The 21,360-nt window shown below is 33.9% G+C and carries 24 protein-coding genes, 1 pseudogene and 2 other annotated features (1 of these 27 only partly in view); of the genes and pseudogenes, 17 read left to right on the top strand and 8 right to left on the bottom strand.

From position 1 onward, the window contains the following. Window positions 1–90: a binding site (T-box leader), on the bottom strand (it extends 138 nt beyond the left edge of the window). Between the two features lie 50 nt (window positions 91–140). After that, window positions 141–369, bottom strand: a binding site (T-box leader). Window positions 370–771: 402 nt separating this feature from the next. After that, window positions 772–1,071: pseudogene (locus ACXKY9_RS21265) on the bottom strand (hypothetical protein); the annotation flags it as partial. A gap of 228 nt (window positions 1,072–1,299) precedes the next feature. Here ACXKY9_RS21265 and ACXKY9_RS21260 point away from each other — a divergent pair. After that, entirely contained in the window at window positions 1,300–2,532 is a 1,233-nt protein-coding gene (locus tag ACXKY9_RS21260; RefSeq protein WP_000825726.1) for a TolB family protein, read from the top strand. Window positions 2,533–2,577: 45 nt separating this feature from the next. Here ACXKY9_RS21260 and ACXKY9_RS21255 read toward each other — a convergent pair whose 3' ends face one another. After that, window positions 2,578–2,721 carry a DUF4023 domain-containing protein gene (locus ACXKY9_RS21255; protein ID WP_033676052.1) on the bottom strand — a complete coding sequence of 48 codons (144 nt, stop codon included), beginning with the start codon at window positions 2,719–2,721 and terminating at the stop codon, window positions 2,578–2,580. Between the two features lie 64 nt (window positions 2,722–2,785). On the opposite strand from ACXKY9_RS21255, the gene istA reads away from it, so the two are divergent. Both istA and istB read left to right on the top strand, forming a co-directional pair. Further along, complete coding sequence (istA, locus tag ACXKY9_RS21250; protein WP_000275580.1) at window positions 2,786–4,081, top strand: IS21-like element IS232 family transposase; 1,296 nt, start codon at window positions 2,786–2,788, stop codon at window positions 4,079–4,081. Further along, complete coding sequence (istB, locus tag ACXKY9_RS21245) at window positions 4,071–4,823, top strand: IS21-like element IS232 family helper ATPase IstB (RefSeq protein ID WP_000798699.1); 753 nt, start codon at window positions 4,071–4,073, stop codon at window positions 4,821–4,823. The genes istA and istB overlap by 11 nt, the downstream gene beginning before the upstream one ends. Window positions 4,824–4,956: 133 nt before the next feature. On the opposite strand, the gene ACXKY9_RS21240 is transcribed toward istB, so the two are convergent. Beyond that, the gene (locus ACXKY9_RS21240; RefSeq protein WP_002101335.1) at window positions 4,957–5,235 is read right to left on the bottom strand and encodes a hypothetical protein; all 279 of its coding nucleotides are present in this window, start codon (window positions 5,233–5,235) and stop codon (window positions 4,957–4,959) included. A gap of 334 nt (window positions 5,236–5,569) precedes the next feature. Between ACXKY9_RS21240 and ACXKY9_RS21235 the strand changes: the two genes are divergently transcribed. The 3 genes from ACXKY9_RS21235 (at window position 5,570) to ACXKY9_RS21225 (ending at window position 7,491) form a co-directional block, all read left to right on the top strand. Next, window positions 5,570–6,172 carry a histidine phosphatase family protein gene (locus ACXKY9_RS21235; protein WP_000706244.1) on the top strand — a complete coding sequence of 201 codons (603 nt, stop codon included), beginning with the start codon at window positions 5,570–5,572 and terminating at the stop codon, window positions 6,170–6,172. Window positions 6,173–6,190: 18 nt separating this feature from the next. Continuing rightward, window positions 6,191–6,727, top strand: a complete 537-nt coding sequence (locus ACXKY9_RS21230; protein ID WP_000931928.1) for a hypothetical protein — start codon at window positions 6,191–6,193, stop codon at window positions 6,725–6,727. Between the two features lie 263 nt (window positions 6,728–6,990). Then, complete coding sequence (locus ACXKY9_RS21225; RefSeq protein WP_000236592.1) at window positions 6,991–7,491, top strand: DoxX family protein; 501 nt, start codon at window positions 6,991–6,993, stop codon at window positions 7,489–7,491. Between the two features lie 41 nt (window positions 7,492–7,532). On the opposite strand, the gene ACXKY9_RS21220 is transcribed toward ACXKY9_RS21225, so the two are convergent. Further along, window positions 7,533–8,417 carry an alpha/beta fold hydrolase gene (locus tag ACXKY9_RS21220; RefSeq protein WP_000819810.1) on the bottom strand — a complete coding sequence of 295 codons (885 nt, stop codon included), beginning with the start codon at window positions 8,415–8,417 and terminating at the stop codon, window positions 7,533–7,535. A 15-nt stretch (window positions 8,418–8,432) separates the two neighbouring features. After that, window positions 8,433–9,266 carry a GNAT family N-acetyltransferase gene (locus tag ACXKY9_RS21215; RefSeq protein WP_000706692.1) on the bottom strand — a complete coding sequence of 278 codons (834 nt, stop codon included), beginning with the start codon at window positions 9,264–9,266 and terminating at the stop codon, window positions 8,433–8,435. Between the two features lie 261 nt (window positions 9,267–9,527). On the opposite strand from ACXKY9_RS21215, the gene ACXKY9_RS21210 reads away from it, so the two are divergent. Both ACXKY9_RS21210 and ACXKY9_RS21205 read left to right on the top strand, forming a co-directional pair. Beyond that, a complete protein-coding gene (locus ACXKY9_RS21210; protein WP_000714912.1) occupies window positions 9,528–10,913 on the top strand; it encodes an alkaline phosphatase in 1,386 nt (461 codons plus the stop codon). Window positions 10,914–10,967: 54 nt separating this feature from the next. Next, window positions 10,968–11,435 (top strand): hypothetical protein, encoded by a 468-nt coding sequence (locus tag ACXKY9_RS21205; protein ID WP_000717905.1) that lies wholly within the window; start codon window positions 10,968–10,970, stop codon window positions 11,433–11,435. A gap of 77 nt (window positions 11,436–11,512) precedes the next feature. On the opposite strand, the gene ACXKY9_RS21200 is transcribed toward ACXKY9_RS21205, so the two are convergent. Beyond that, on the bottom strand, window positions 11,513–12,163 hold the full coding sequence (locus ACXKY9_RS21200) for a GTP pyrophosphokinase (protein WP_000456230.1): 651 nt from the start codon (window positions 12,161–12,163) through the stop codon (window positions 11,513–11,515). 349 nt (window positions 12,164–12,512) lie between these two features. Here ACXKY9_RS21200 and ACXKY9_RS21195 point away from each other — a divergent pair, with 349 nt between their 5' ends. The 3 genes from ACXKY9_RS21195 (at window position 12,513) to ACXKY9_RS21185 (ending at window position 15,067) form a co-directional block, all read left to right on the top strand. Further along, window positions 12,513–13,139 (top strand): nitroreductase family protein, encoded by a 627-nt coding sequence (locus ACXKY9_RS21195; RefSeq protein WP_000245978.1) that lies wholly within the window; start codon window positions 12,513–12,515, stop codon window positions 13,137–13,139. 196 nt (window positions 13,140–13,335) lie between these two features. Continuing rightward, window positions 13,336–13,485 (top strand): 50S ribosomal protein L33, encoded by a 150-nt coding sequence (gene rpmG, locus ACXKY9_RS21190; protein WP_001265617.1) that lies wholly within the window; start codon window positions 13,336–13,338, stop codon window positions 13,483–13,485. A gap of 88 nt (window positions 13,486–13,573) precedes the next feature. Then, window positions 13,574–15,067 (top strand): YcdB/YcdC domain-containing protein, encoded by a 1,494-nt coding sequence (locus tag ACXKY9_RS21185; protein WP_001072068.1) that lies wholly within the window; start codon window positions 13,574–13,576, stop codon window positions 15,065–15,067. Between the two features lie 42 nt (window positions 15,068–15,109). Here ACXKY9_RS21185 and ACXKY9_RS21180 read toward each other — a convergent pair whose 3' ends face one another. Further along, window positions 15,110–16,030 carry a hypothetical protein gene (locus ACXKY9_RS21180; RefSeq protein WP_003285365.1) on the bottom strand — a complete coding sequence of 307 codons (921 nt, stop codon included), beginning with the start codon at window positions 16,028–16,030 and terminating at the stop codon, window positions 15,110–15,112. Window positions 16,031–16,182: 152 nt separating this feature from the next. Here ACXKY9_RS21180 and sigK point away from each other — a divergent pair, with 152 nt between their 5' ends. After that, entirely contained in the window at window positions 16,183–16,896 is a 714-nt protein-coding gene (gene sigK, locus ACXKY9_RS21175; protein ID WP_000051382.1) for an RNA polymerase sporulation sigma factor SigK, read from the top strand. Window positions 16,897–17,185: 289 nt separating this feature from the next. Next, window positions 17,186–17,974, top strand: a complete 789-nt coding sequence (locus ACXKY9_RS21170) for a phosphatidylserine decarboxylase (RefSeq protein ID WP_001255000.1) — start codon at window positions 17,186–17,188, stop codon at window positions 17,972–17,974. A 185-nt stretch (window positions 17,975–18,159) separates the two neighbouring features. Here the strand turns inward: ACXKY9_RS21170 and ACXKY9_RS21165 are convergent, their stop codons facing one another. After that, window positions 18,160–18,315: a sporulation histidine kinase inhibitor Sda gene (locus ACXKY9_RS21165; protein ID WP_000850094.1), complete on the bottom strand. Its 156-nt coding sequence runs from the start codon at window positions 18,313–18,315 to the stop codon at window positions 18,160–18,162. 246 nt (window positions 18,316–18,561) lie between these two features. Here ACXKY9_RS21165 and ACXKY9_RS21160 point away from each other — a divergent pair, with 246 nt between their 5' ends. The 4 genes from ACXKY9_RS21160 to yhbY are packed head-to-tail and all read left to right on the top strand — an operon-like array spanning window position 18,562 to window position 21,332. Continuing rightward, the gene (locus tag ACXKY9_RS21160) at window positions 18,562–19,074 is read left to right on the top strand and encodes a YqeG family HAD IIIA-type phosphatase (protein ID WP_000765314.1); all 513 of its coding nucleotides are present in this window, start codon (window positions 18,562–18,564) and stop codon (window positions 19,072–19,074) included. A gap of 3 nt (window positions 19,075–19,077) precedes the next feature. Beyond that, on the top strand, window positions 19,078–20,184 hold the full coding sequence (yqeH, locus tag ACXKY9_RS21155; protein WP_000140799.1) for a ribosome biogenesis GTPase YqeH: 1,107 nt from the start codon (window positions 19,078–19,080) through the stop codon (window positions 20,182–20,184). Window positions 20,185–20,199: 15 nt separating this feature from the next. Then, window positions 20,200–21,033 carry a shikimate dehydrogenase gene (gene aroE, locus ACXKY9_RS21150; protein ID WP_000812077.1) on the top strand — a complete coding sequence of 278 codons (834 nt, stop codon included), beginning with the start codon at window positions 20,200–20,202 and terminating at the stop codon, window positions 21,031–21,033. Between the two features lie 5 nt (window positions 21,034–21,038). Next, entirely contained in the window at window positions 21,039–21,332 is a 294-nt protein-coding gene (yhbY, locus tag ACXKY9_RS21145) for a ribosome assembly RNA-binding protein YhbY (protein WP_000955224.1), read from the top strand. The last annotated feature ends 28 nt before the right edge of the window (window positions 21,333–21,360 follow it).

Raw genomic sequence — 21,360 nt, 5'->3', positions numbered from 1 at the left:
TCATACTTATATATGTGCTAATTTCCACCGACCATTAGCTCTCTGTAACAGGGATATAAGATACTACTGCGATTCTTTCAACGCGTATATATGAAATTGTGTAAGAGGATGGATGCAAAAAAGTCCCTATCGGAAAATCCGATAGGGACGATAAAAATCGCGGTACCACCCTATTTGTAAACAACTAATTGTTTACCACTCACTTTACGATAACGGAAAGATCCGTCTTTCTCTTCATGCATAAAAAGCATTACGGGAAAGAAGCTCCAGAATTGTAATTCACGCTTGTATATGTACTGATTCGCACCAACCATCAGTTCTCTGGGACAGTGATATAAGTCGCTACTAGCATTCCTTCAAAGCCGATATATAATTCGTTAAACTAAACTATGTTTTGTATTATAAAACTATATTAAAAAAATTGTCAACAAAAATTTTTTATCCCGTGTTAATGAGCAGTAAAATTCCTACCTCAAAATTCGGTGGGAGAATAATTGCCCGTAACCCCCGATTGGTGAAGGCTAATAATCAGTGGGGATGAACAAAATCTCTACTGATTAAGGTTTCACTTTATTTCACTTCTAAATTAACAGTTAAATTAGAGGTATTGCCAGCTGCATCAGTTGCTACAATGTGAATAGTATTTTTTTCTTCGTGTAATTGAGTGCGATCGAAATAAATGTCATAGCTTTTCTCCCAAGGGTTCAGGAATGCCTGTTCCCATACACCATTTCCGTTAATTTCATATTGCATTCTCACTGGAATACCAGGTGCTTTTTTTAGCTCAGCATGATAAGACTGAGCATTACTATTTTGTAAATCTGGAGCATGCTGAATATTACTTTGAGCAGCGAGAGGTGCATGTTGCAATTCTACAATTACTGATATTTCTTTTGTTGTTTTCGTTTCAACATTTTGAGCAATTTTATGTTCTCCCCACTGTTCAATCGTTGTTTTTAATTGTGGACTAAATTGCTTCTCCTTTTGTAGTGATTCAGCATGAGCGCTTAAAGCTCCAAAACTAGAAAAGACAAGCGCCATGCTTAATAGTGTAGATGTAGTTTTTTTCATTGATACTCCCCCTAATAAAAAGTGACAATATTCAGAAATTAAATCTTACATTTTAGTTATAACTTATAAATATAAATGTTGGCTAAACTATACTTTCAACATAATTCATACCAATCCTCTATGAATTGAAAATTTCTTGGGAAATTTTTTCTGATTATGTCGAATCGATATTTTTCACATATTGTAGGAAGAAAGTGAGGAATGCTATGAGGGAAATGGAGTGATGGTATGAAAAGGCTAATAGTAAGTGGTAGTGTAGTGTTGTTTATGTTTTTGTGTTCTATCACTATTACTAGCGCAGAAAATAATAGTGTGAAAGTTGCTTTTATTCGTCATCATAACCTTTGGATTAAAGTTGAGGGGAAAGAAAAACAACTTACAAAAGGAGAGAACATAACAGGGCCAAAGTGGTCACATGATGGAGAATGGCTGGCATATGTAAAAGGGAAGAAACAAAATATTCTTGAGTTATATCGGCTGAAAGATGGAAAGAAAGTTACGCCGTTTCACTCAGAAGCATCGAATTATCAATGGTCACCAACAGAAAATATAATTGCATTTATATTTACAGGTACATTAAATACATTTGATGTAGAAAAAAAGAATGCAGATTTTGAAAATGTATCGGCTGGTGTAGGGGATTATGCATGGTACCCCGATGGAAAGAACTTTCTTGTATCCTCTGAAGCGCACTTACTTCCAACAGGATGGACAGGGGCTCAGCTATATGAAGTGCAAAAAGATGCACATATGAATCCTCACAAAATGAAGCATTTGTATGCATTGCCAAATCAACATGATGATTTCCTAGCGCTAGTAGCAAGTGGCTTTAAGTGGTCACCAGATCAAAAGTGGATTTCATTTTTAGCAGTACCGACAGCTTCATGGTCAGCTGATAGTAATACGCTTTGCTTAGTTCGTGCAGATGGCAGTCGGTTTGAAAAAGTAGATCAAATGTTACTAAACGCACAATGGTTTCAATGGGCACCATCAAAAAATATATTAGCTTATATTGAAGGGAGCGGAAGAGTTGCATTAGAAAATAAGCATTTAAAAGTAAAGGAATTGCCAGCACTTCAGCAGAACATATTTACGCCGAAAGGATATGTTGATTGGGATTTTGTATGGAAGAACGATAGAGTAATTATCGTTTCACGAGCAAAGGAGGCAGGGATAGAAACTCCACCAGAAAAAAGGCCACTACCATCTTTGTATGAGGTCGATAGTACAAGTAATGCACAGCATCAAATCACAAAGAAAAAGAACAAGCAAGGGGATTACCACCCGATCTTCATGAAGAAGAGTAATCAATTAATTTGGATACGTTCAGACCGTAAGAAAGCGGATGTATGGCTTGCTCATAAAGATGGGAAACAGGAAAAGAAGTGGATTGAAAATATAGATGTACCAGCGTGGTATTATGAGAAATGGAATTGGGAAAATGTCATCTCGGTGAAATAACAATAAAAAACTGCCTAAAAGATCATTTTAGGCAGTTTTTTATTGTTATTTATGCGTTTTATTTGGCTTTTTTTTCGCTGGGTTTCCGTTCCCTTGGCGCTTTCTATTTTGTTCATCTTTTGCTTGTTTTTCATGTAGTGTATCTAAAAATTCATTCGAGTATATAAATGCTAACTTAAATATGTACATTAACGCTTGAATAAATATGTACATTTTCAATTGGATTCTCCATACTGACTCTGAGGTGGTTAGTATGTATATTAAGCTAGATATTCAAACAGAATTTGAGGTTAAAAGTCTTTCAGACTTACCAAATTTTAAAAAACTAATGGGGAACTTAAAAATGAAGATAAATAAAAGTCAATTAGCCAGAGAATTGAATGTGGATCGGCGTACCATAGATAAGTATTTGAATGGTTTTACACCAAAAGGGACAAAAAATAAAACATCGAAAATCGATACATATTATGAAGTGATTGCAGCTCTTTTATCTAGTGATTCTAAACAAATCTTCTACTACAAACGAGTGTTATGGCAGTATCTAACAGACAATCACGGTTTAAAATGTTCACAGTCTGCATTTCGTGCTTATATTAATAGAAAGCCTGAATTTAGAACATATTTTGATGAGGGGAAGCGTATTTTATCAGGTCATTCAGTGGGTGTCCGTTATGAGACACCTCCAGGAGAACAAGCTCAATTAGATTGGAAAGAAAGCATACGATTTGAAACCAAAAGTGGCGAAATCGTATATGTGAATGTAGCTGTACTTTTATTGTCCTACTCGAGATTTAAAGTTTTTCATTTGAATATTTCAAAATCACAAAGTGTTTTAATGTCATTTATGACAGAGGCATTTGAAATGTTTGGTGGTGTACCGAAGGTAATTGTCACGGATAATATGAAGACGGTAATGGATGAAGCTCGAACAGAACACTTTACAGGAACGATTAACAATAAGTTTGCCCAATTCGCTCAAGATTTTGGATTTAAGGTACAACCTTGTATCGCAGGGCGACCAAATACCAAAGGGAAAGTAGAAGCGCCAATGAAACTTCTAGACGAAATTCATGCTTATCAAGGAAGATTCACTTTTGAAGAATTACATGAATTTGTGCAAAAATTATGTGCAAGAATTAATCAAACATTTCATCAAGGGACTGGTAAGATTCCAGTGTTTGCCCTAAAACAGGAAAAGAATCTCCTACAACCACTCCCGAAGAGCGCGATAAGAGATTCCTATATGATTAAGCATAAACTTGTAAAAGTTAATACATCAGGCATGATATCTTACAAATCGAATCAATACTCAGTTCCAGCTGAATATCAAGGTAAAACCGTCGGTTTACAAGTATATGATAATCAAATATATGTTTATCATAACATGAAGTTAATTGTACAACATAAAATCAGCCAATCTAAGCTCAATTATAAAGAAGAACATTATAAAAAAGCATTGGCTAAGTCACTACCTAAATATCCGAACATTGACAATTTGGCGAAACAAAATTTATCAGTAATTGGTGAGGTATATAGAAATGAAGAATAGCTATCAACAATTAACAACAAACCTAGAGTATTTAAAATTAAAACAAATGGCACAACATTTAGGTGACGTAGTCGATTTTAGCATTAATAATGAATTATCCTTCGTAGAGACACTTGTTAAACTGACAAACTATGAGATTGATGTACGAGAACAAAATATGATTCATTCTATGGTGAAAATGGGCGCATTTCCTCATAGAAAGGAGGTTGATGAGTTTGATTTCGAATTCCAGCCGAGTATTAATAAACAACAAATCTTAGATTTTATTTCTCTACGTTTCTTAGAGCAACAAGAAAACATAGTATTTTTAGGACCTAGTGGTGTTGGTAAGACCCATTTGGCCACGTCTATTGGTATAGCAGCAGCTAAAAAGCGAACAAGTACTTATTTTATTAAATGTCATGATTTACTTCAAAATTTAAAACGTGCCAAGATTGAGAATCGCCTAGAATCTCGTTTAAAGCACTATACAAAATACAAATTACTTATTATTGATGAAATTGGGTACTTGCCTATTGATCCGGAGGATGCAAAATTATTCTTTCAATTAATCGATATGCGTTATGAAAAGCGTAGTACCATCCTAACGACCAATATCAACTTCAAGTCTTGGGACGAAGTATTCCAGGACCCTAAACTCGCCAATGCCATACTAGATCGTGTCTTACATCATGCCACGGTGGTCAGTATTGTAGGACAATCCTATCGAATTAAAGATCATTTTAGCAAAGAAAATGATTGATTTTGTACATGCTTAAACAAGCGAAAATGTACATGTTTATCTTGACATTTACAGAGTTACTCATTTTTCTATCACTCCTTTCATTTCGTCCTAATTACTATAACCATTTAGGAGGATAATCATGAGTTAGAAGTTAGGCACTTAATTTTCTTCGATAATGTAAGTAAAATATTCCATACATAACAAATAGCATGAGTAAAACTTGTAACTCTACATTTTCCTTTAAAATAGCTGCGATAGGGTCTGGTAAGTACGGTGATTTATCGTTTGTGTTTAAACCTAACCATTTATTTAAGAGGCTAATGGTACAAAACATAAAAACACCGGACCAGCTTGCCGTAATTGCTTTTTGTTTAATTTTTGTTTCACGTTCATCATCTGTAATCCAAGGATTAGCAGTTTTATCCCGCATTAACGGGCAGTAAGACCCCCACCTCAAAATTCAGCGGAGGCAAAGAAGTTAGGTGGGGATCAACTGTCCGTAAAAGCCCGATTGGTTCAACTAATAATCCGTGGGGGATGAACAAAACCCCCACGGATTAAAGTTTCACTTTATCACTACTAAAAAATCCATTTATGTATCCCCATATAATCATTCCAATTAAGATGGTTATCCATTTCATATTTTTTGATTCACTTCTCCCTTGTAAAAAGTGTTTTACATATCAGTTTTTCATATAGCAGGAATAAAGTATAAGATAGGGAAGAAATATGTAAGAGGATTTCATAAAGAGAGGAGGAAGAGGATGAAAATCGTTTTTGTTCGGCATGGTGAAGGTGAACATACAACGGATTTACCAGAAAGTTTACAAGTGTTTGACCCACCATTGACGAGAGTAGGAAAGGCTCAAGCTAAATTACTTCAATGCAATGTGCCATTGCAAGAGACGGATATATTAATTGTTAGTCCTACACTTAGAACTTTGCAAACGGCGACAATATGGAGTGCGAAAGTTGCTTGTCAAAAACTAGTCCATCCATATGTATCCCCACGTATTTTTCCTTATCGAGAAGGAGCGAAAACATTACCGTGCGATTATATAGTAGATCAGGGAATGATAACAAAGTTATTTCCGCATTTTTCGATAGAGAAAAGCTCAAATAATCAGTTATGGAAGGAAGGTATAAACACTATTTCAGAGAATAGTTTTCAGCAAATAGTAGATGAATTTCTTCTTTGGTGTTATGAACTGGGTGCTGAAAGAATTTGCATTGTATCTCACGATGGAACAATTACAGCATATAGGCAATATTTACAGAAAGTCGTTTTAACTAGATCAGATTTTTTGAAAGAAAGGGGCATATATGAAATGGATTTATCCCATAAAATTCTGATTGATAAGGGCTGATTATAGGATGGGGGTTGTATGTTGAATATTGCATTAGTAGTTGGTTTTAATTCGGATTTAGAAGCGCAATCAATTCGAGCATCTCTTGAATATTTTGGTGCAAGGGTTGTGACATATTGGATTGGTAGACCGAAAGATTTTGTGGAAGTTCTTTCTGGAAAGAACTTATTTAACAATATTAATTATATTATTTTTTGCTTTCATGGTGAAGAAGGGAAGTTTGTCATGGAAGAGTTAGGCGAAGAAGTATATGAACAAGATGAACCGAGAGGGGATTTTGGTACAGAAGAAATTTATAAATATGCAAAATTGCATAATACACATATTGTAAATAGCGGGTGCACGTTAGGGGAGCAAAATCTAGCAAAATCTTTTTTACATAGTGGTGCGAAATCATATATTGGATCGATTGATTATGTAGATGGAAATGCAGCACTTATGTTTACTATACGCTTATTTTATGGGGTTATTAACCATGGGAAAACGTTAGAAGAAGCGTTTCAAGAAGCGAGTTTAATTGATGAGGAGACACATACATTTCGATTCTATAATTAGTGTGAAACAAGTTTATTCTATATTCGAATAAACTTGTTTCACATTTAACTCACATTTTTTTACATTTTTTTCAATGAAAATGGTTATCACTTGTGGTATGATATGTTCAAGTTTTTACAGGTAATAAAAGTTACTATATAAACGTTAGTTTTTAATGTTTCATACGCATGTCACAGATTATTCATAATTAACGTTTGAAAAATAAGTAACTAATGTTATTATATTATCTGTAACTAACTTAATTACAACTTTAGGAGGAAGATATGGTTATTCAATTTTTAAGAGAAAACAAAGCAGTTTCTTTTGCATTAGCAGTAATTCGAGTATATCTTGGTTACACATGGTTAATGGCTGGAATCGGTAAACTACAAGGAAAAGGATTCGATGCAACAGGTTATTTGCAAGGGGCAATTGAAAAATCTAAAGGTGCACAACCGGCTGTTCAATCTTGGTGGGCATCATTCTTACAAGAATTTGCAATTCCAAATGTAGATTTGTTTAATACACTTGTAACATGGGGAGAAATTTTAGTCGGAATTGGTTTAATTGTAGGCTGTTTAACAAAAACAGCGGTCTTTTTTGGTCTTGTAATGAACTTTTCCTATATGTTTAGTGGGTCAATTGGTGTGAACCCTGAGATGGTTATCTTATCTATGTTTGTTCTTGTTTCCGGTATGAACGCTGGGAAATTTGGAATGGATGGCTTCGTTATCCCGAAAGTATTAGGATCAAAAACTCCAAAACGCCAAAAGCAAGCTGCTTAATATATGAAAACGGGTATCTCATTTTGAGATACCCGTTTATGTTATTTTTCAACTTTAATCGGATTGTTCTTAAAGAAATCTTTTACATACCCGACAAATTCTTGTGGTTCTTGGCGAAATGGTGCATGATAACCTTTTTCAATAATATGTAAAGTGCTATTTTTTAAGAATTGATGATACGTTTCTCCTTCTTTCCAGGAAACGCTACTATCATTTCTGCCCCATATAATTAAAGTTGGCTGTTTTATTTCATTTGCATTAATTTTAAGACGTCTAGGCCATAATTTCATTTTATTATAATGCTCTTCATCATTACGTTTGAATTTCACTTTGCTTTCATCATAATCTGTAATAGAAGAAACGGCATTTAAATCAGTCGACAATTGTGGTTTTGGTGAGCCTTGTTTATTAACGAATGTATGAGGGCCACCTGTAGCATCAGTTAAAATAAGGTGAGTAACTGCTTCAGGATATAAATATGTTAAATTTAGAGAAATTTCTCCCCCCATGGAATGCCCCAGTATTGCGAATGAATCATACCCTAGTTTTTTCATTAATTTATAATACAAATTTGCATGAGTTGGAAAAGAATAATAAAAATCCATTGGCTTAGATGAGCGCCCGAATCCTAAAGCATCTACAGAAATAATTGTATGATCTTTTGCTAAATCGGAGTAAATCTTTTGAAAACCATCTGATGACCCTCCAAAGCCATGAATCATAAGTAAAGGTGGTTTTTCATTACCAATCTTTTTAAAGTAAATGGTTTGACCATCTATTTCTACCATTTTTTCCTCGGTAGCTAGTTTCGCTGTAATTGTATTTTTAACTTGTTTTACTTGTTCTACTGGCTTTTCTGCTGCACTACATCCTACTAATAGTGTAAGAGTAAGACAACCTACCATAAAATAGCTAAATCGCTTCAATTAGGTGTCTCCTTTCTAACATAACGCTGTATCTATCATAGCAAATAGCATATTACGATTTCCAGGAAGTTGGCTACCATTTTTTATCATAAGAGGTGAAAGGAGCGTTTCTTGGAAATTTTCTGTTTGAAGAAATTGACGAAATGTAAATTGTGAGTGTGGAACATCAATTCGTACTATACCATTCCAACATTCACATATCTTTTTTAATAATTGGATAGCATCTTCTTCTTGCTGGGCGATAAGTGGATTGATACATAATATATTGCCCTTTTGTATGCATAATGAAAAAGCTTCTATACAGTTATTTCTTTCAATTTTAAAAGAGTGTACGGCCCTTGGTAATAGCAAAGAGTAAAGTAGAGAACGATTCATACCAGTTGCAATTTGATCCAGAGAAGTAACAGGTATAAGGTCTTCTTCTTGTACTTGTTGTAAGTGAGAAGGGTACGTCTTAATAGTTTGCTTTTCAAAACGATGAATCGTTGTTGCTGTTTGAAATCCGCATGATGTGTATAGAGGTTCGCCAGCTTTTGTCGCAATAAGTGCAATGGGTTGTTTTGGATGAATTTGTTCCAAGCAATGATTTAGCAACATGCGCCCTATTCCGCGTCCTTGAAAATTAGGGTGAACAATTAACATACCAATGGAAGCGAAGTTACTTGTAAAGGGAAATACTCCTCCAGTCGCAATGAGTTTGTTTTCATGAATGTAACCTACAAGTGTGCCGATAGAAAGATACATTTCGAATTGTTTTTTCATAAAAATTTCATCGTGTAACCATCCAACAGATTTGCAAAGATTAAGTAATTCAAAAATAAAAGATTCATTTAGCTTTACTATTTTCATAAAGGCTCACCGCATTTCTATTTATTTTCATAAACATAGAGTCAAAATGTAAAAAAAGAGATTTACGTTAAATGAAATCCAACTTGTTTATATTTAAATTGTAAAGGGCGGAATGATTGATACAAAAAGACAAACTTATACAAATTATAACTGATATTTACATAAGTTAACAAAAAATTTACATACAGCTAATTTTCTCTTAATAGTCTTCCATTAAATTTGATAGTGGGAAATGAATAACCTAATTAGGGGGACAAGACAGTGAAAAAGTTTGTGAAAAAAGCATGGCCATTTGCAGTTGTGGCATCATTAGCAGTTACTTCGGTAGCAACATGGAATTTTACTCGTTCTAGTGAGGTTAATGCAGATGAGAACGGAAGCAATGCAAAGATTAAAAATGTTATCGTATTAATTGGGGATGGTATGGGTCCTTCATATATGACGGCTCACCGTTATATGAAAGATAATCCAAAAACCTTTGAAATGGAATCTACAGAATTTGATAAGCATCTTGTAGGAACACAAAAAACATACCCAGAAGATGAACATGAAAATATTACAGACTCTGCATCGGCAGCAACAGCTATGTCAGCAGGAATTAAAACATATAATGCTGCAATTGCAGTTGATAATGATAAAGCGGAAGTGAAAACAGTTCTTGAGCAAGCGAAAGAAAAAGGGAAATCAACGGGACTCGTTGCAACTTCTGAAATTACACATGCAACACCAGCTGCTTTCGGTGCGCATGACATTAGCCGTAAAAATATGGACGCAATTGCAAATGATTATTTTGATGAGAAAATTAAAGGGAAGCATAAGGTAGATGTTATGCTTGGCGGCGGCGTAAAGAACTTTGTTAGAAAAGATCGTAATCTTACAGAAGAGTTTAAGAAATCTGGTTATAGCTATGTAACGGATCGAGATCAATTGTTAAATGATAAAAATGATCAAATTCTTGGTTTATTTGCACCAGGTGGATTAGATAAAATGATTGACCGCAATGAGAAAACACCTTCATTAGAAGAAATGACTAATGCAGCAATTGAGCGTTTGAACAAAAATAAAAATGGTTTCTTCTTAATGGTGGAAGGAAGTCAAATCGACTGGGCTGGACATGATAATGATATTGTTGGTGCAATGAGTGAAATGGAAGACTTCGAAAAAGCTTTCAAAGCAGCGATTGAGTTTGCGAAAAAAGATAAAAATACGTTAGTTGTTGCAACGGCAGATCACGCTACTGGTGGCTTATCTTTAGGTGCCAATGGCGAGTATAACTTTAAAGTAGATCCAATTAAAGCTGCAAAACGCACACCAGACTTTATGGCAAATGAGATTGCAAAAGGTGCAAATGTAGAAGAAACATTGAAAAAGTATATTGATTTACAATTAACTCCAGAAGAAATTCAAGCTGTAAATGATATAGCTCCGTCAAAAGATGTAACAAAGATTGATAATGCAATTGAAGATATTTTCAATAAGCGCTCGGTTACAGGCTGGACAACAGGTGGACATACAGGGGAAGATGTGAACGTGTATGCATTTGGTCCAGGTAAATACTTGTTCTCTGGCGTTCAAGAGAATACAAATATAGCGAAACGTGTCTTTGATATTGTTGGTGGCGGTGATCCGAATAAAGGAAGACGCTAATTAAGAGCGAAAGTGAGGCGAACTGCCTCGCTTTTCTTTTTAGGAGTTGGAAATATGAAAAAAATATTTGCGAAATTAAGATTCCTTCTAGCATTTGTAGTATTACTAGTTGGATGTCAACAAGAAGAGAATAATGTAGCACAAAAATCTACTACTAAAAAAACTGAGGAAAAGGTACAAATAACAAAAGAAGAAGAGAAATCTATTCAAGATGTTATTCATACATTTGTGCGAACGACCAATGAAAAAAATCTTGCAGAACATATGGAGTTATTTTCAAAGAAGATGCCTAGTGCTGAAGACTTAAAAACACAAAAAGAAGCCGCATTTCAAAAGGGAAATAAGAAAATTGAATTGGAACATATAGATATGAAAGTTAGTAAAGTAGGGTATGTTATTGTTGAAACGAAAGAAAAGGAAGTAGACGACAGTATTACTCTTCAAAAGAAAGTACAGTATGCCCTTGGAAAAGAAGAGGATAAATGGAAGATTGAAGAGGTTCGAACAATAGAGAAAAAATAACGTGAAACTTTAATAAGTGTGGAGTCATACTTCCCAAAAATGATAGAAAAAAGGTTCTCATTGGCGAGAACCTTTTTTTATAGTGGTAGCATAATTTGATTTGAACATGCCTCAATATCATCAATATCTTGACGAATTGTGGCCATTTTATTATCCAGATCTTCAGCTTTCATTGCTGCATCATGTAGTTCATCTTTTAAATACTCCGGTATTTTCCCTTCATATTTATAATAAAGTTTGTGTTCTAAACTTGCCCAAAAGTCCATTGCCAGTGTACGTAACTGAATTTCTGCAAATACATCTTTTGTACCAGAATTTAGTGATAAAGGGTATTTAATGATCATGTGTAAACTTTTATATCCGTTTCGTTTTGGGTTAGCGATATAATCTTTTACTTCTATGACTTCCATATCTTCGCGTTTTTGAATGACTTCTTTCAAATGATAGATATCTTCTACGAAGCAACATGTAATACGAATACCAATAATATCTTGTAAATGTGTTTGAGCATTTTCAACTGTTGGTAATAAGCTTTTGCGCTCTAGTTTTTTAATAATACTTTCAGGTTGTTTTAGTCTTGTTTTTATATGTTCAAACGGGTTGTAATCCTCTAGAAATTGAGCTTCCCGGTTCATAATTTCAAATTTAGTTTTTAACTCTTCTAAAGCAAATGTATATGGTAATACAAAAGCTTTCCAGTAGTTAACTGTTGATTGATTATATTCCATTTATATACACACCTTTTCCTATTTGCAAGTGAGGTCGTTATTATACTAAATACCAAATCATATAAGCGCAAGCAGCAAATGATGAGATCATAAAGCGATATTTAGTTTTCATACTTTCAACTCCTTTCGAGTAAGATTTTATATAAATAAACGTGATTGTTAATAAGTTCACTATGTACAGTTTCTATAGTAATAGATTCGTGTGAATTTCGTATGAACTAATTGTTTCAGCTTTTTGTCTTTTTTGCTGTTAATCATAATTATTATTCGGATTTAAAGTGTTTTTATTTGATTTATCTATTTGTATAAATTAATGTATATTTAAATTTACAGTTATCGAGGAGGATATATGGTGAACTTTGAAGAATTAGCAATTGCTAGACGTTCTGCAATGAAATTTATACAAGGTATAGAAATCCCTGATGAGGATTTTAAAAAAATATTTGAGTTAACTAAGCTTTCTCCATCTTGCTATAATTTGCAGCACACACATTATGTTGTAATTCGTGATCAAGAGCGAAAAGAAAGATTAAAAGAATTAGCTTTCGGTCAATATAAAGTATCGAGTGCATCAGCGGTAGTGCTCGTTTGTGGTGATAAAAAAGCATACCAAAATGTTGAAAATATTTACTTCGGTATGAAAGTTTTAAAAATGATTGATGAATGTGAATATGAAGATACAATTAGGCAAACGAAAGGTTTATATGAAGGAAAAGGAGAGCGTTTCATGGAGGATGAAGCGATTAGAAATGCTTCGTTAAGCGCGATGACTTTTATGTACGCAGCTAAATATTATGGCTATGATACATGTCCAATGATTGGTTTCGATGAAAAAGCAGTACAAAGTGAATTAAATATGCCGGAGCATATAGTACCTGTTTTAATGATTACGATAGGAAAAAGTGATACGACTAAAACTCGCCCACGAGGATATCGAAAGCCGATTAGTGAGTTTGTTACATACGAATCGTTTTAATAAAGTGAAACTTTTAATCAGTGGGGGGTCTTACTGCCCGTTAATGCGGGAGAAAATTTATTTAACTATAAAAACAAGGGGATTCTAAATGGAATCTTCTTGTTTTTGCAATTGACAAATGGAATGAAGTTTTATAATATATAAATCGTAATCATTACGTTTTAGTTGCGATTTTTGAAAGAAAGGAGAATTAAATATGCGTGTAAATATTACATTAGCTTGTACGGAGTGCGGTGATCGTAATTACATTTCTAAAAAAAATAAACGAAACAATCCAGAACGCATCGAATTAAAAAAATATTGTCCACGATTAAAGCGAGTAACGTTACATCGTGAAACGAAGTAGAAGACTAGAGATATCTCTAGTCTTTTTTTATAGTTCTTTGGTTTTGTTTGTTATAATTACCTTAAATTGTAATAAAGGGAGCGGTATGATGAATCAAAAAGATAAAGAAAGAAAAGAGCAAGTGGCTCATATTATTAATATTCCAGATGAATATAGTCTTGTTGTAGATGATCAAGAAGGGGGTGATGACCCGTATCATCTATTATGGTGGGAGCATAAAGAGGATCAGGAGAGAACGATACAAATTACATTGAATAGACATACTGGTAATTTAATTGAATTTAGGATAGATGATGAAAATCCTTTTTCAAGTGGCAAGGAAGCGATAGAGGAGAAGAAGGCAAGAGAGATTGCAAATGCGTTCTTGAAAAAATATACAAAAGAAGGATATGAATTCTATACATATGTAACGGTTAAGGACGACAGGCGCGGTTGGAAAGAAGTAAATTATATGCAAGAAGTGAATAGCTATCCATTGCCGAATACAGGGTGCGTTGTGCGAGTGCACTCTTCAGGTAATGTTGTGCATTTTCATTACAATGGACAAAAAGCTATAGAGAAAAAACCGTTATGGCCAAGTGAAATTGTTGAGGAGAATATCGTTTTAGAAAATTTGAAAGCTAGACAAGATATGAGACTTGTATTTATAGATTTAACATACTCTTCATGTGAGTATGAAAACGGGGAAGAAGTAAAAGGGTACCATCTTGTATATGAACCAGAGCCTAGTCATGCGTTTATTGATGCAAGTACAGGTAAAGATTTATTTGGACCAGATCATTATAAATTGCCTTCGGCTGTAGCTGTTGAAAAATCGAAAAAAGGTAACGAACGAGGTGAAGTATTCGAATTATTTGACTGGAATAAAGAAGGTTTTACAAAAGTAGATGAGACAGAAAATGATGATGAAATAAGGATGAAATTTGTTCCGAAAGAGGAATTACAAAAACAGAAAGAAGAAAAGAATCCATATTTAATGAATGAATTCTTTAAAAAGCATTTACCGATGTTGAAATATAATAATTTAGTTAGCGTTACAATTGATAAATTAACCAATGAATTAACTGGTTTTATAAAACTGACAGATGATAAAGAAGTAAAGCAAATACTGTCTAGAGAGGAATGTTTACAAAGAGCACTTCAATTTTTAGAACGAGTTATTCCAGATATCACACAATATCTGCGTCTTTGGGAGGAACGTGAAGAAGCAGAAGATGGGATTGAAAGATTTATCTTTTCTGTATATATAAATGATATTCCGGCAGAGTATAACCAATTTATGATTAACATCAATGCAGAAAATGGTGCTGTTATGCACTACTCGGGGGAGTCTAGCAACTTTATAAAAGAATTGCTCACATATGAAATAACACCAAAAGTAACTAAAGAAAAAGCGTTAGAAATATACAGAGAGGCTATCCGAGTTAAATTAGAATGGTTTTTAGATCATGATGCAGAGGAAACGAAATACAAACTACTTTACAAACAAACGACAGATGAAAAACATAAAGAACCTTTTAATTGTAGGCGGGAAATTCGTTATATTGATGCCCAAGCGGGGAGAAAGATTTGGAGTAAGTAAAATAAAAGAGTTATTTTTCAAAGAAAATAACTCTTTTTATTTTTATACTTTGCCTGTTCGTTTTTCAAAAGTAAATGTGATAGGAAGATTGGAATAAGAACTATCACTTTTAAATATTACTTTCCATTCTTTAGTATGGGCTTTAATTTCAAAATTAAGAAGATTCATCGCTCTACGTTTATCTATTTCTAAAAACATATTATGAATCTCTGGTTCTTGCTGTAAATTAAGAGCCTTTAGTGTGACTGTAAATGTGAAAAAATTCTGTCCTTCATATACTATTTTTGATATTTTTGTTTTTTGTTTATTTAACAGCACATAAAAACGGTCTGATGGAGTTAATTGTACAGAGTCATCAGTAATTTCATTTTCGCTATTATGAAGTTCAACTAAGTAAGATGTACTATGGGAAGAATCTTTTTTGCTTGTAATCTGTAATTCAGTAGGAATCATCGGTATTTCATAAAAATCATTTCTTATTATGTTGTTGTAATCCTCTGAAAATTTACGAACTTCTTTTGGGAAAGAGTCATCTTGTGTACTTAAAAAAGTTTTGTTTTGCTTTGGAATTTTTTTACTAAAATTTAATGTTTCTTTAAAGTAATAATTGGATCCAGTTAAAAATAAACAACTACAGATTAATAAAAAAATTCGATACGGATTTTGAAAGTGAAAGAATAATAGTATACATGTAATAATTCCAATTACATAGAAAATAAAGATAAGTAGTTCTAGTTTTGAGTGAAAGGAGAAACCATAGTTATGAAAAAATTTTATTCCAGTTATAATTTGAGCTCCAAAAAATAAAGAAATTCCAAATTGAAAAAATAATAAATCAGGCCCTCTTTTAATAACAAAAGTAATGAACGAAATGAAAAGTAAAAATACCCCTAAATAAATTGTTACATTTAATAATCGTTCTAATGTAATCATGAATAGTGTCCCCTTTAATAGCATATTCATATATAAATAACAATTTTATTTAATTATAATATAACAATAAAATATTTTAAATGTTAGAAGTGTTGAGTTTTATAAATAAACTGTACAGACACAAACAACCTCACGCCCACATACACATAATAAAGACCACTATTTTGGCGGAGGTGAAAGGTTTGAGTCTATTCGCCGCAATTGGATATATGGTTCGAGAAGTGTTTGTCTTTGTTTCTTATGTGAAGAACAATGCGTTCCCGCAGCCGTTATCATCAGATGATGAGAGAAAGTACTTAGAGTTAATGGAGCAAGGTGATGCTCAAGCGAGAAATCTTTTAATTGAACATAATTTACGGCTTGTAGCTCATATCGTTAAAAAATTTGAGAACACAGGAGAAGATGCAGAAGATTTAATTTCAATTGGTACAATCGGGCTCATTAAAGCGATCGAGAGCTATTCTGCAGGAAAGGGAACGAAGCTTGCGACGTATGCAGCACGCTGTATTGAAAATGAAATTTTGATGCATTTACGTGTACTAAAGAAAACGAAAAAAGATGTTTCACTTCATGATCCGATCGGGCAAGATAAAGAGGGTAATGAAATATCGCTTATTGATATATTAAAATCAGAGTCTGAAGATGTAATTGATATGATTCAGCTTAGTATGGAGTTAGAAAAAATTAAAGAGTATATCGATATTTTAGACGAAAGAGAAAAAGAAGTGATTGTGAAACGTTTTGGACTTGGGCTAGATAAGGAGAAAACACAGCGGGAAATCGCTAAGGCGCTTGGTATTTCTAGAAGCTACGTATCACGGATTGAAAAGCGTGCTTTAATGAAAATGTTCCACGAGTTTGTAAGGGCAGAGAAAGAGAAAAAAGCGAAAGAGTAAAGTGTATTAGAAGCAGCCATATTTAAAATGGGCTGCTTTTTTTATTGTAAATAAGAAAAGAAAACGCGTTATGCTAAGAAGAAATACACGTTCACTGTTGAAAATGACGGATTCTATCTGTAATATTAGAAGGTGCTAAATAATTTAAGAATAATACCATACTTAGTTTTCTGTATATATAATAAGGCTGCTTTATATGATATGTGGGAATAAGAACCAATTTTACATATGATATAGAAAGAAAAGAAGGGAAAACTAAAGTTATAGACTGATTAGGGGGTTTCGCAATTTGCGACGTACATTATATCGACTTATGATAGAACTTACAAATGGTCGCTTTACTTCTTATATATTACGTAAATTTGCACAATCTCGTTTGAGCTCTATCATTATTCCATCGTACGCGAAAGTTTTTCAAATTAATCAAGATGAGATGGAAAAGGGTTTGAAGGAATATAGAACATTGCATGAATTATTTACGCGTAAGCTAAAAGAAGGAAAGCGTAGTATTGATACAGATGCATCGAGTATCGTTAGTCCTGTTGATGGTGTTTTTGCAGATCATGGTCCTATTGAGGATACAAAAACATTTGATATTAAAGGAAAGCGCTATTCAATCGTGGATATGCTAGGTAATGAAGAACGTGCAACGCGATATGCAGGCGGTACATATATGGTAATTTATTTGAGTCCAAGTCATTATCATCGCATTCATAGTCCGCTTTCTGGTTCTGTGACTGAAAGATTTGTACTCGGTAGAAAATCATATCCGGTAAATGCAGCTGGTATGGAATACGGGAAAGAACCACTGTCAAAAAATTATCGTTCTGTTACAGAAGTAAGCAGTGATGGCGAGCATATGGCTCTTGTAAAAGTAGGTGCTATGTTTGTTAATAGTATTGAGCTTTTGCATGAGAGAGACACTGTTCAAAAAGGTGAAGAAATGGCATACTTTACATTTGGTTCAACAGTTGTGTTATTGTTTGAAAAAGATATGATAGAAGTAGTGCAGGAATTAAAGAGTGGACAAGAGCTTCGTCTTGGTGAAAAAATAGCTACTCGCTTAGCTCATAAATAAAGAAAAGCTTTTATAACCGTAAGTAAGAGTTATGGGCAAAGATACTTAATGATGAAATCCCCTAGATGGGAGTACTTGTTTATTCGAGAGCCATCGTAGGATGGCTCTTTTTACAGGGCATCTAATAATTTATCCTTTAACTGTTTGATTGGTAAGGGCTGATTAAACTTTCACTTTATATGTAATCAAGATGATTTGACAAGCTTGTCCTCTAATGAGCGTCTAATGATTTCTTGTTTTATAAGTAAAATGAAGTCGGGATTTAATTTTAGTTCTTTTGCTTTATAATAAGACTCAGTGAGTAACTCAGTGGATAACTGTTCCATATGTTTTGTTTTCAAGGTGAGTCACCTCCTAATAATATAAGGATTGATTCGTTGATGCATTTAATGTACCAAAAAAATATGACAGTCACAAACGAGTGGTTATCCACATACCTAGGTGGATAAAGTGTGTATAGTTTGTTAGTAAATTCCAAATTAACTGCAAAATTAATGTGGAAAATGTGTACAATTTTATCCACAGGTTATATATCGAAAAATGTTGTCGAAAAATTTTATGAAAAATCCTCAAAGAGGTGAAAGAAATTGAAACTATTTTTACCAAATGAATATGTGAAAAATGTATATCATGTTCAACCAGAAGATTTAAAAAAACGTGGGATTAAAGGCGTTATTACTGACTTAGATAACACTTTAATTGAATGGGATCGTCCCAATGCAACGCCGCAACTTGAAAAATGGTTCTTGGAAATGAAAGAGCAAGGCATTCAAGTAACGGTCGTTTCAAATAATAATGAGCAACGTGTGAAAGATTTTGCTGATCCATTAGGTATTCCATTTATTCATAGTGCACGTAAACCATTTGTTCGCGCATTTAAGCGTGCGATACAAGAGATGCGTTTGCAGCCAGATGAAGTTGTAGTAATTGGAGATCAGTTACTGACTGACGTGCTTGGTGGAAACCGAGTAGGCCTTCATACAATTTTAGTTGTACCGGTAGCACAAACGGACGGATTAGTAACGCGCTTTAATCGAAAAATTGAACGAAGAATTATGAAAAATATGAAGAAAAAAGGTTTAATTAACTGGGAGGAATAAAGTTTGACTGAAACAATTAAATGTATTGGTTGCGGTGTAGAAATTCAAACAGAAAATAAAAATGAAGTGGGGTATGCTCCTGCCTCATCTTTAGAGAAAGAACAAGTCATTTGTCAACGTTGTTTTCGCTTGAAGCATTACAATGAAATTCAAGATGTATCGTTAACAGATGATGACTTCCTACGCATTTTAAATGGAATTGGAAAATCAGATGCATTAGTAGTCAAAATTGTAGATATTTTTGATTTTAATGGTAGCTGGTTACCTGGCTTACATCGTTTCGTAGGGAATAATAAAGTATTACTTGTTGGAAATAAAGCTGATTTAATTCCAAAGTCAGTAAAACATGATAAAGTAAAACATTGGATGCGCTATAGTGCAAAGCAGCTAGGATTAAAACCAGAAGATGTCTTTTTAATTAGTGCAGCGAAGGGACAAGGAATTGCTGAACTAGCAGATGCTATTGAGTATTATCGCGGCGGCAAAGATGTTTATGTTGTTGGATGTACGAATGTAGGAAAATCGACATTTATTAATCGTATGATTAAAGAATTTAGTGATGAGACTGAAAATGTAATTACAACATCTCATTTCCCAGGAACAACACTGGATTTAATTGATATTCCATTGGACGAAGAGTCTTCTTTATATGATACGCCAGGTATTATTAACCACCACCAAATGGCTCATTATGTTGGAAAGCAAAGCTTAAAGCTTATTACACCAACAAAAGAAATTAAGCCGATGGTATTCCAATTAAATGAAGAACAAACGTTATTCTTTAGTGGATTGGCACGTTTTGATTATGTAAGTGGTGGTCGTCGTGCATTTACTTGTCACTTCTCGAATCGCTTAACAATCCATCGTACAAAGCTTGAGAAAGCAGATGAATTATATAAAAATCATGCCGGGGATTTATTAAGCCCACCAACGCCAGAAGAATTAGCAAATATGCCTGAGCTAGTGAAATACGAATTTAATATTCGTGAACCTAAAACGGATGTTGTATTCTCTGGATTAGGATGGGTTACTGTGAACGAACCAGGAGCAAAAATTGTTGCACACGTACCAAAAGGAGTAAGTGTTTCACTACGTAAATCTTTAATTTAATATGGAGAGGGATTTATGAAACAATTATATGGTGTAATCGGAAATCCAATTGGACATTCATTATCACCCGTTATGCATAACGATGCATTTGAACACTTGAATATGGATGCCCATTATCATGCGTTCCTTGTTGAAGAGGAATTGCTAGGGGAAGCAGTAAGAGGTTTAAAAGCATTAGGTATTTCAGGATTTAATGTAACAACTCCGCACAAGGTTGCTATTATGGAGTATTTGGATGAGATTGACCCATTGGCAAGGAAAATCGGTGCAGTAAATACAGTGGTTCATAAGGATGGAAGATTAATTGGCTATAACACAGACGGGATTGGTTTTGTTCGAGCGCTGCAGTCAATTAGTAATGAACCACTTCAAGGGAAACGTATTTTGTTACTTGGTTCAGGTGGTGCTAGCCGAGCTATTTATTTTTCTCTTGCTGATGTAGGTGTAAAAGAGATTGATGTAGCCAATCGTACAGTAGATAAGGCGAAGGAACTTATTGCTGCACGTACGGCCGATGTTAATTCTGTTGCTTTGTCGTTAGAAAAAGCGACAGAAGAACAAGGAAATTATGATATTATCATTCAGACGACAACGATAGGTATGCATCCGCACGTAGAATATACGCCATTACAAATTTGTTCGTTAAAAAAAGGAACGATTGTATCAGATATAATTTATAATCCATTTGAAACGAAAATTTTATGTGAGGCAAAAGAGCAAGGTGCAATCATTCAAAATGGTATTGATATGTTTGTTTATCAAGGAGCACTTGCATTTGAAATGTGGACAGGACGCACCCCAAATATCGAGAGAATGAAACAATTAGTTATAGAAAAGCTTGGAGGCTAACATATATGTTAACAGGAAAACAAAAAAGATTTTTACGTGCACAAGCACATCATTTAACACCAATTTTTCAAGTAGGAAAAGGCGGAGTAAATGAAAATATGATTAAACAAATTGCAGATACTTTAGAAGCTCGTGAGTTATTTAAAGTAAGTGTATTACAAAACTGTGAATTTGATCGCCGTGAGGTTGCGGAAGAACTTGCAAAAGGTGCACGTGCTGAAATCGTTCAAGTAATTGGAAGCACAATCGTTTTATACAAAGAATCAAGAGAAAATAAACAAATTAAGCTTCCTCGATAAAAAGATTAGCATGCGCTATTTTTATCGC

Source organism: Bacillus sp. 2175, from assembly GCF_057812155.1.
The sequence above is the reverse complement of the archived record's forward strand: the minus strand, read 5'-3'. Positions and strand labels throughout refer to the sequence as shown.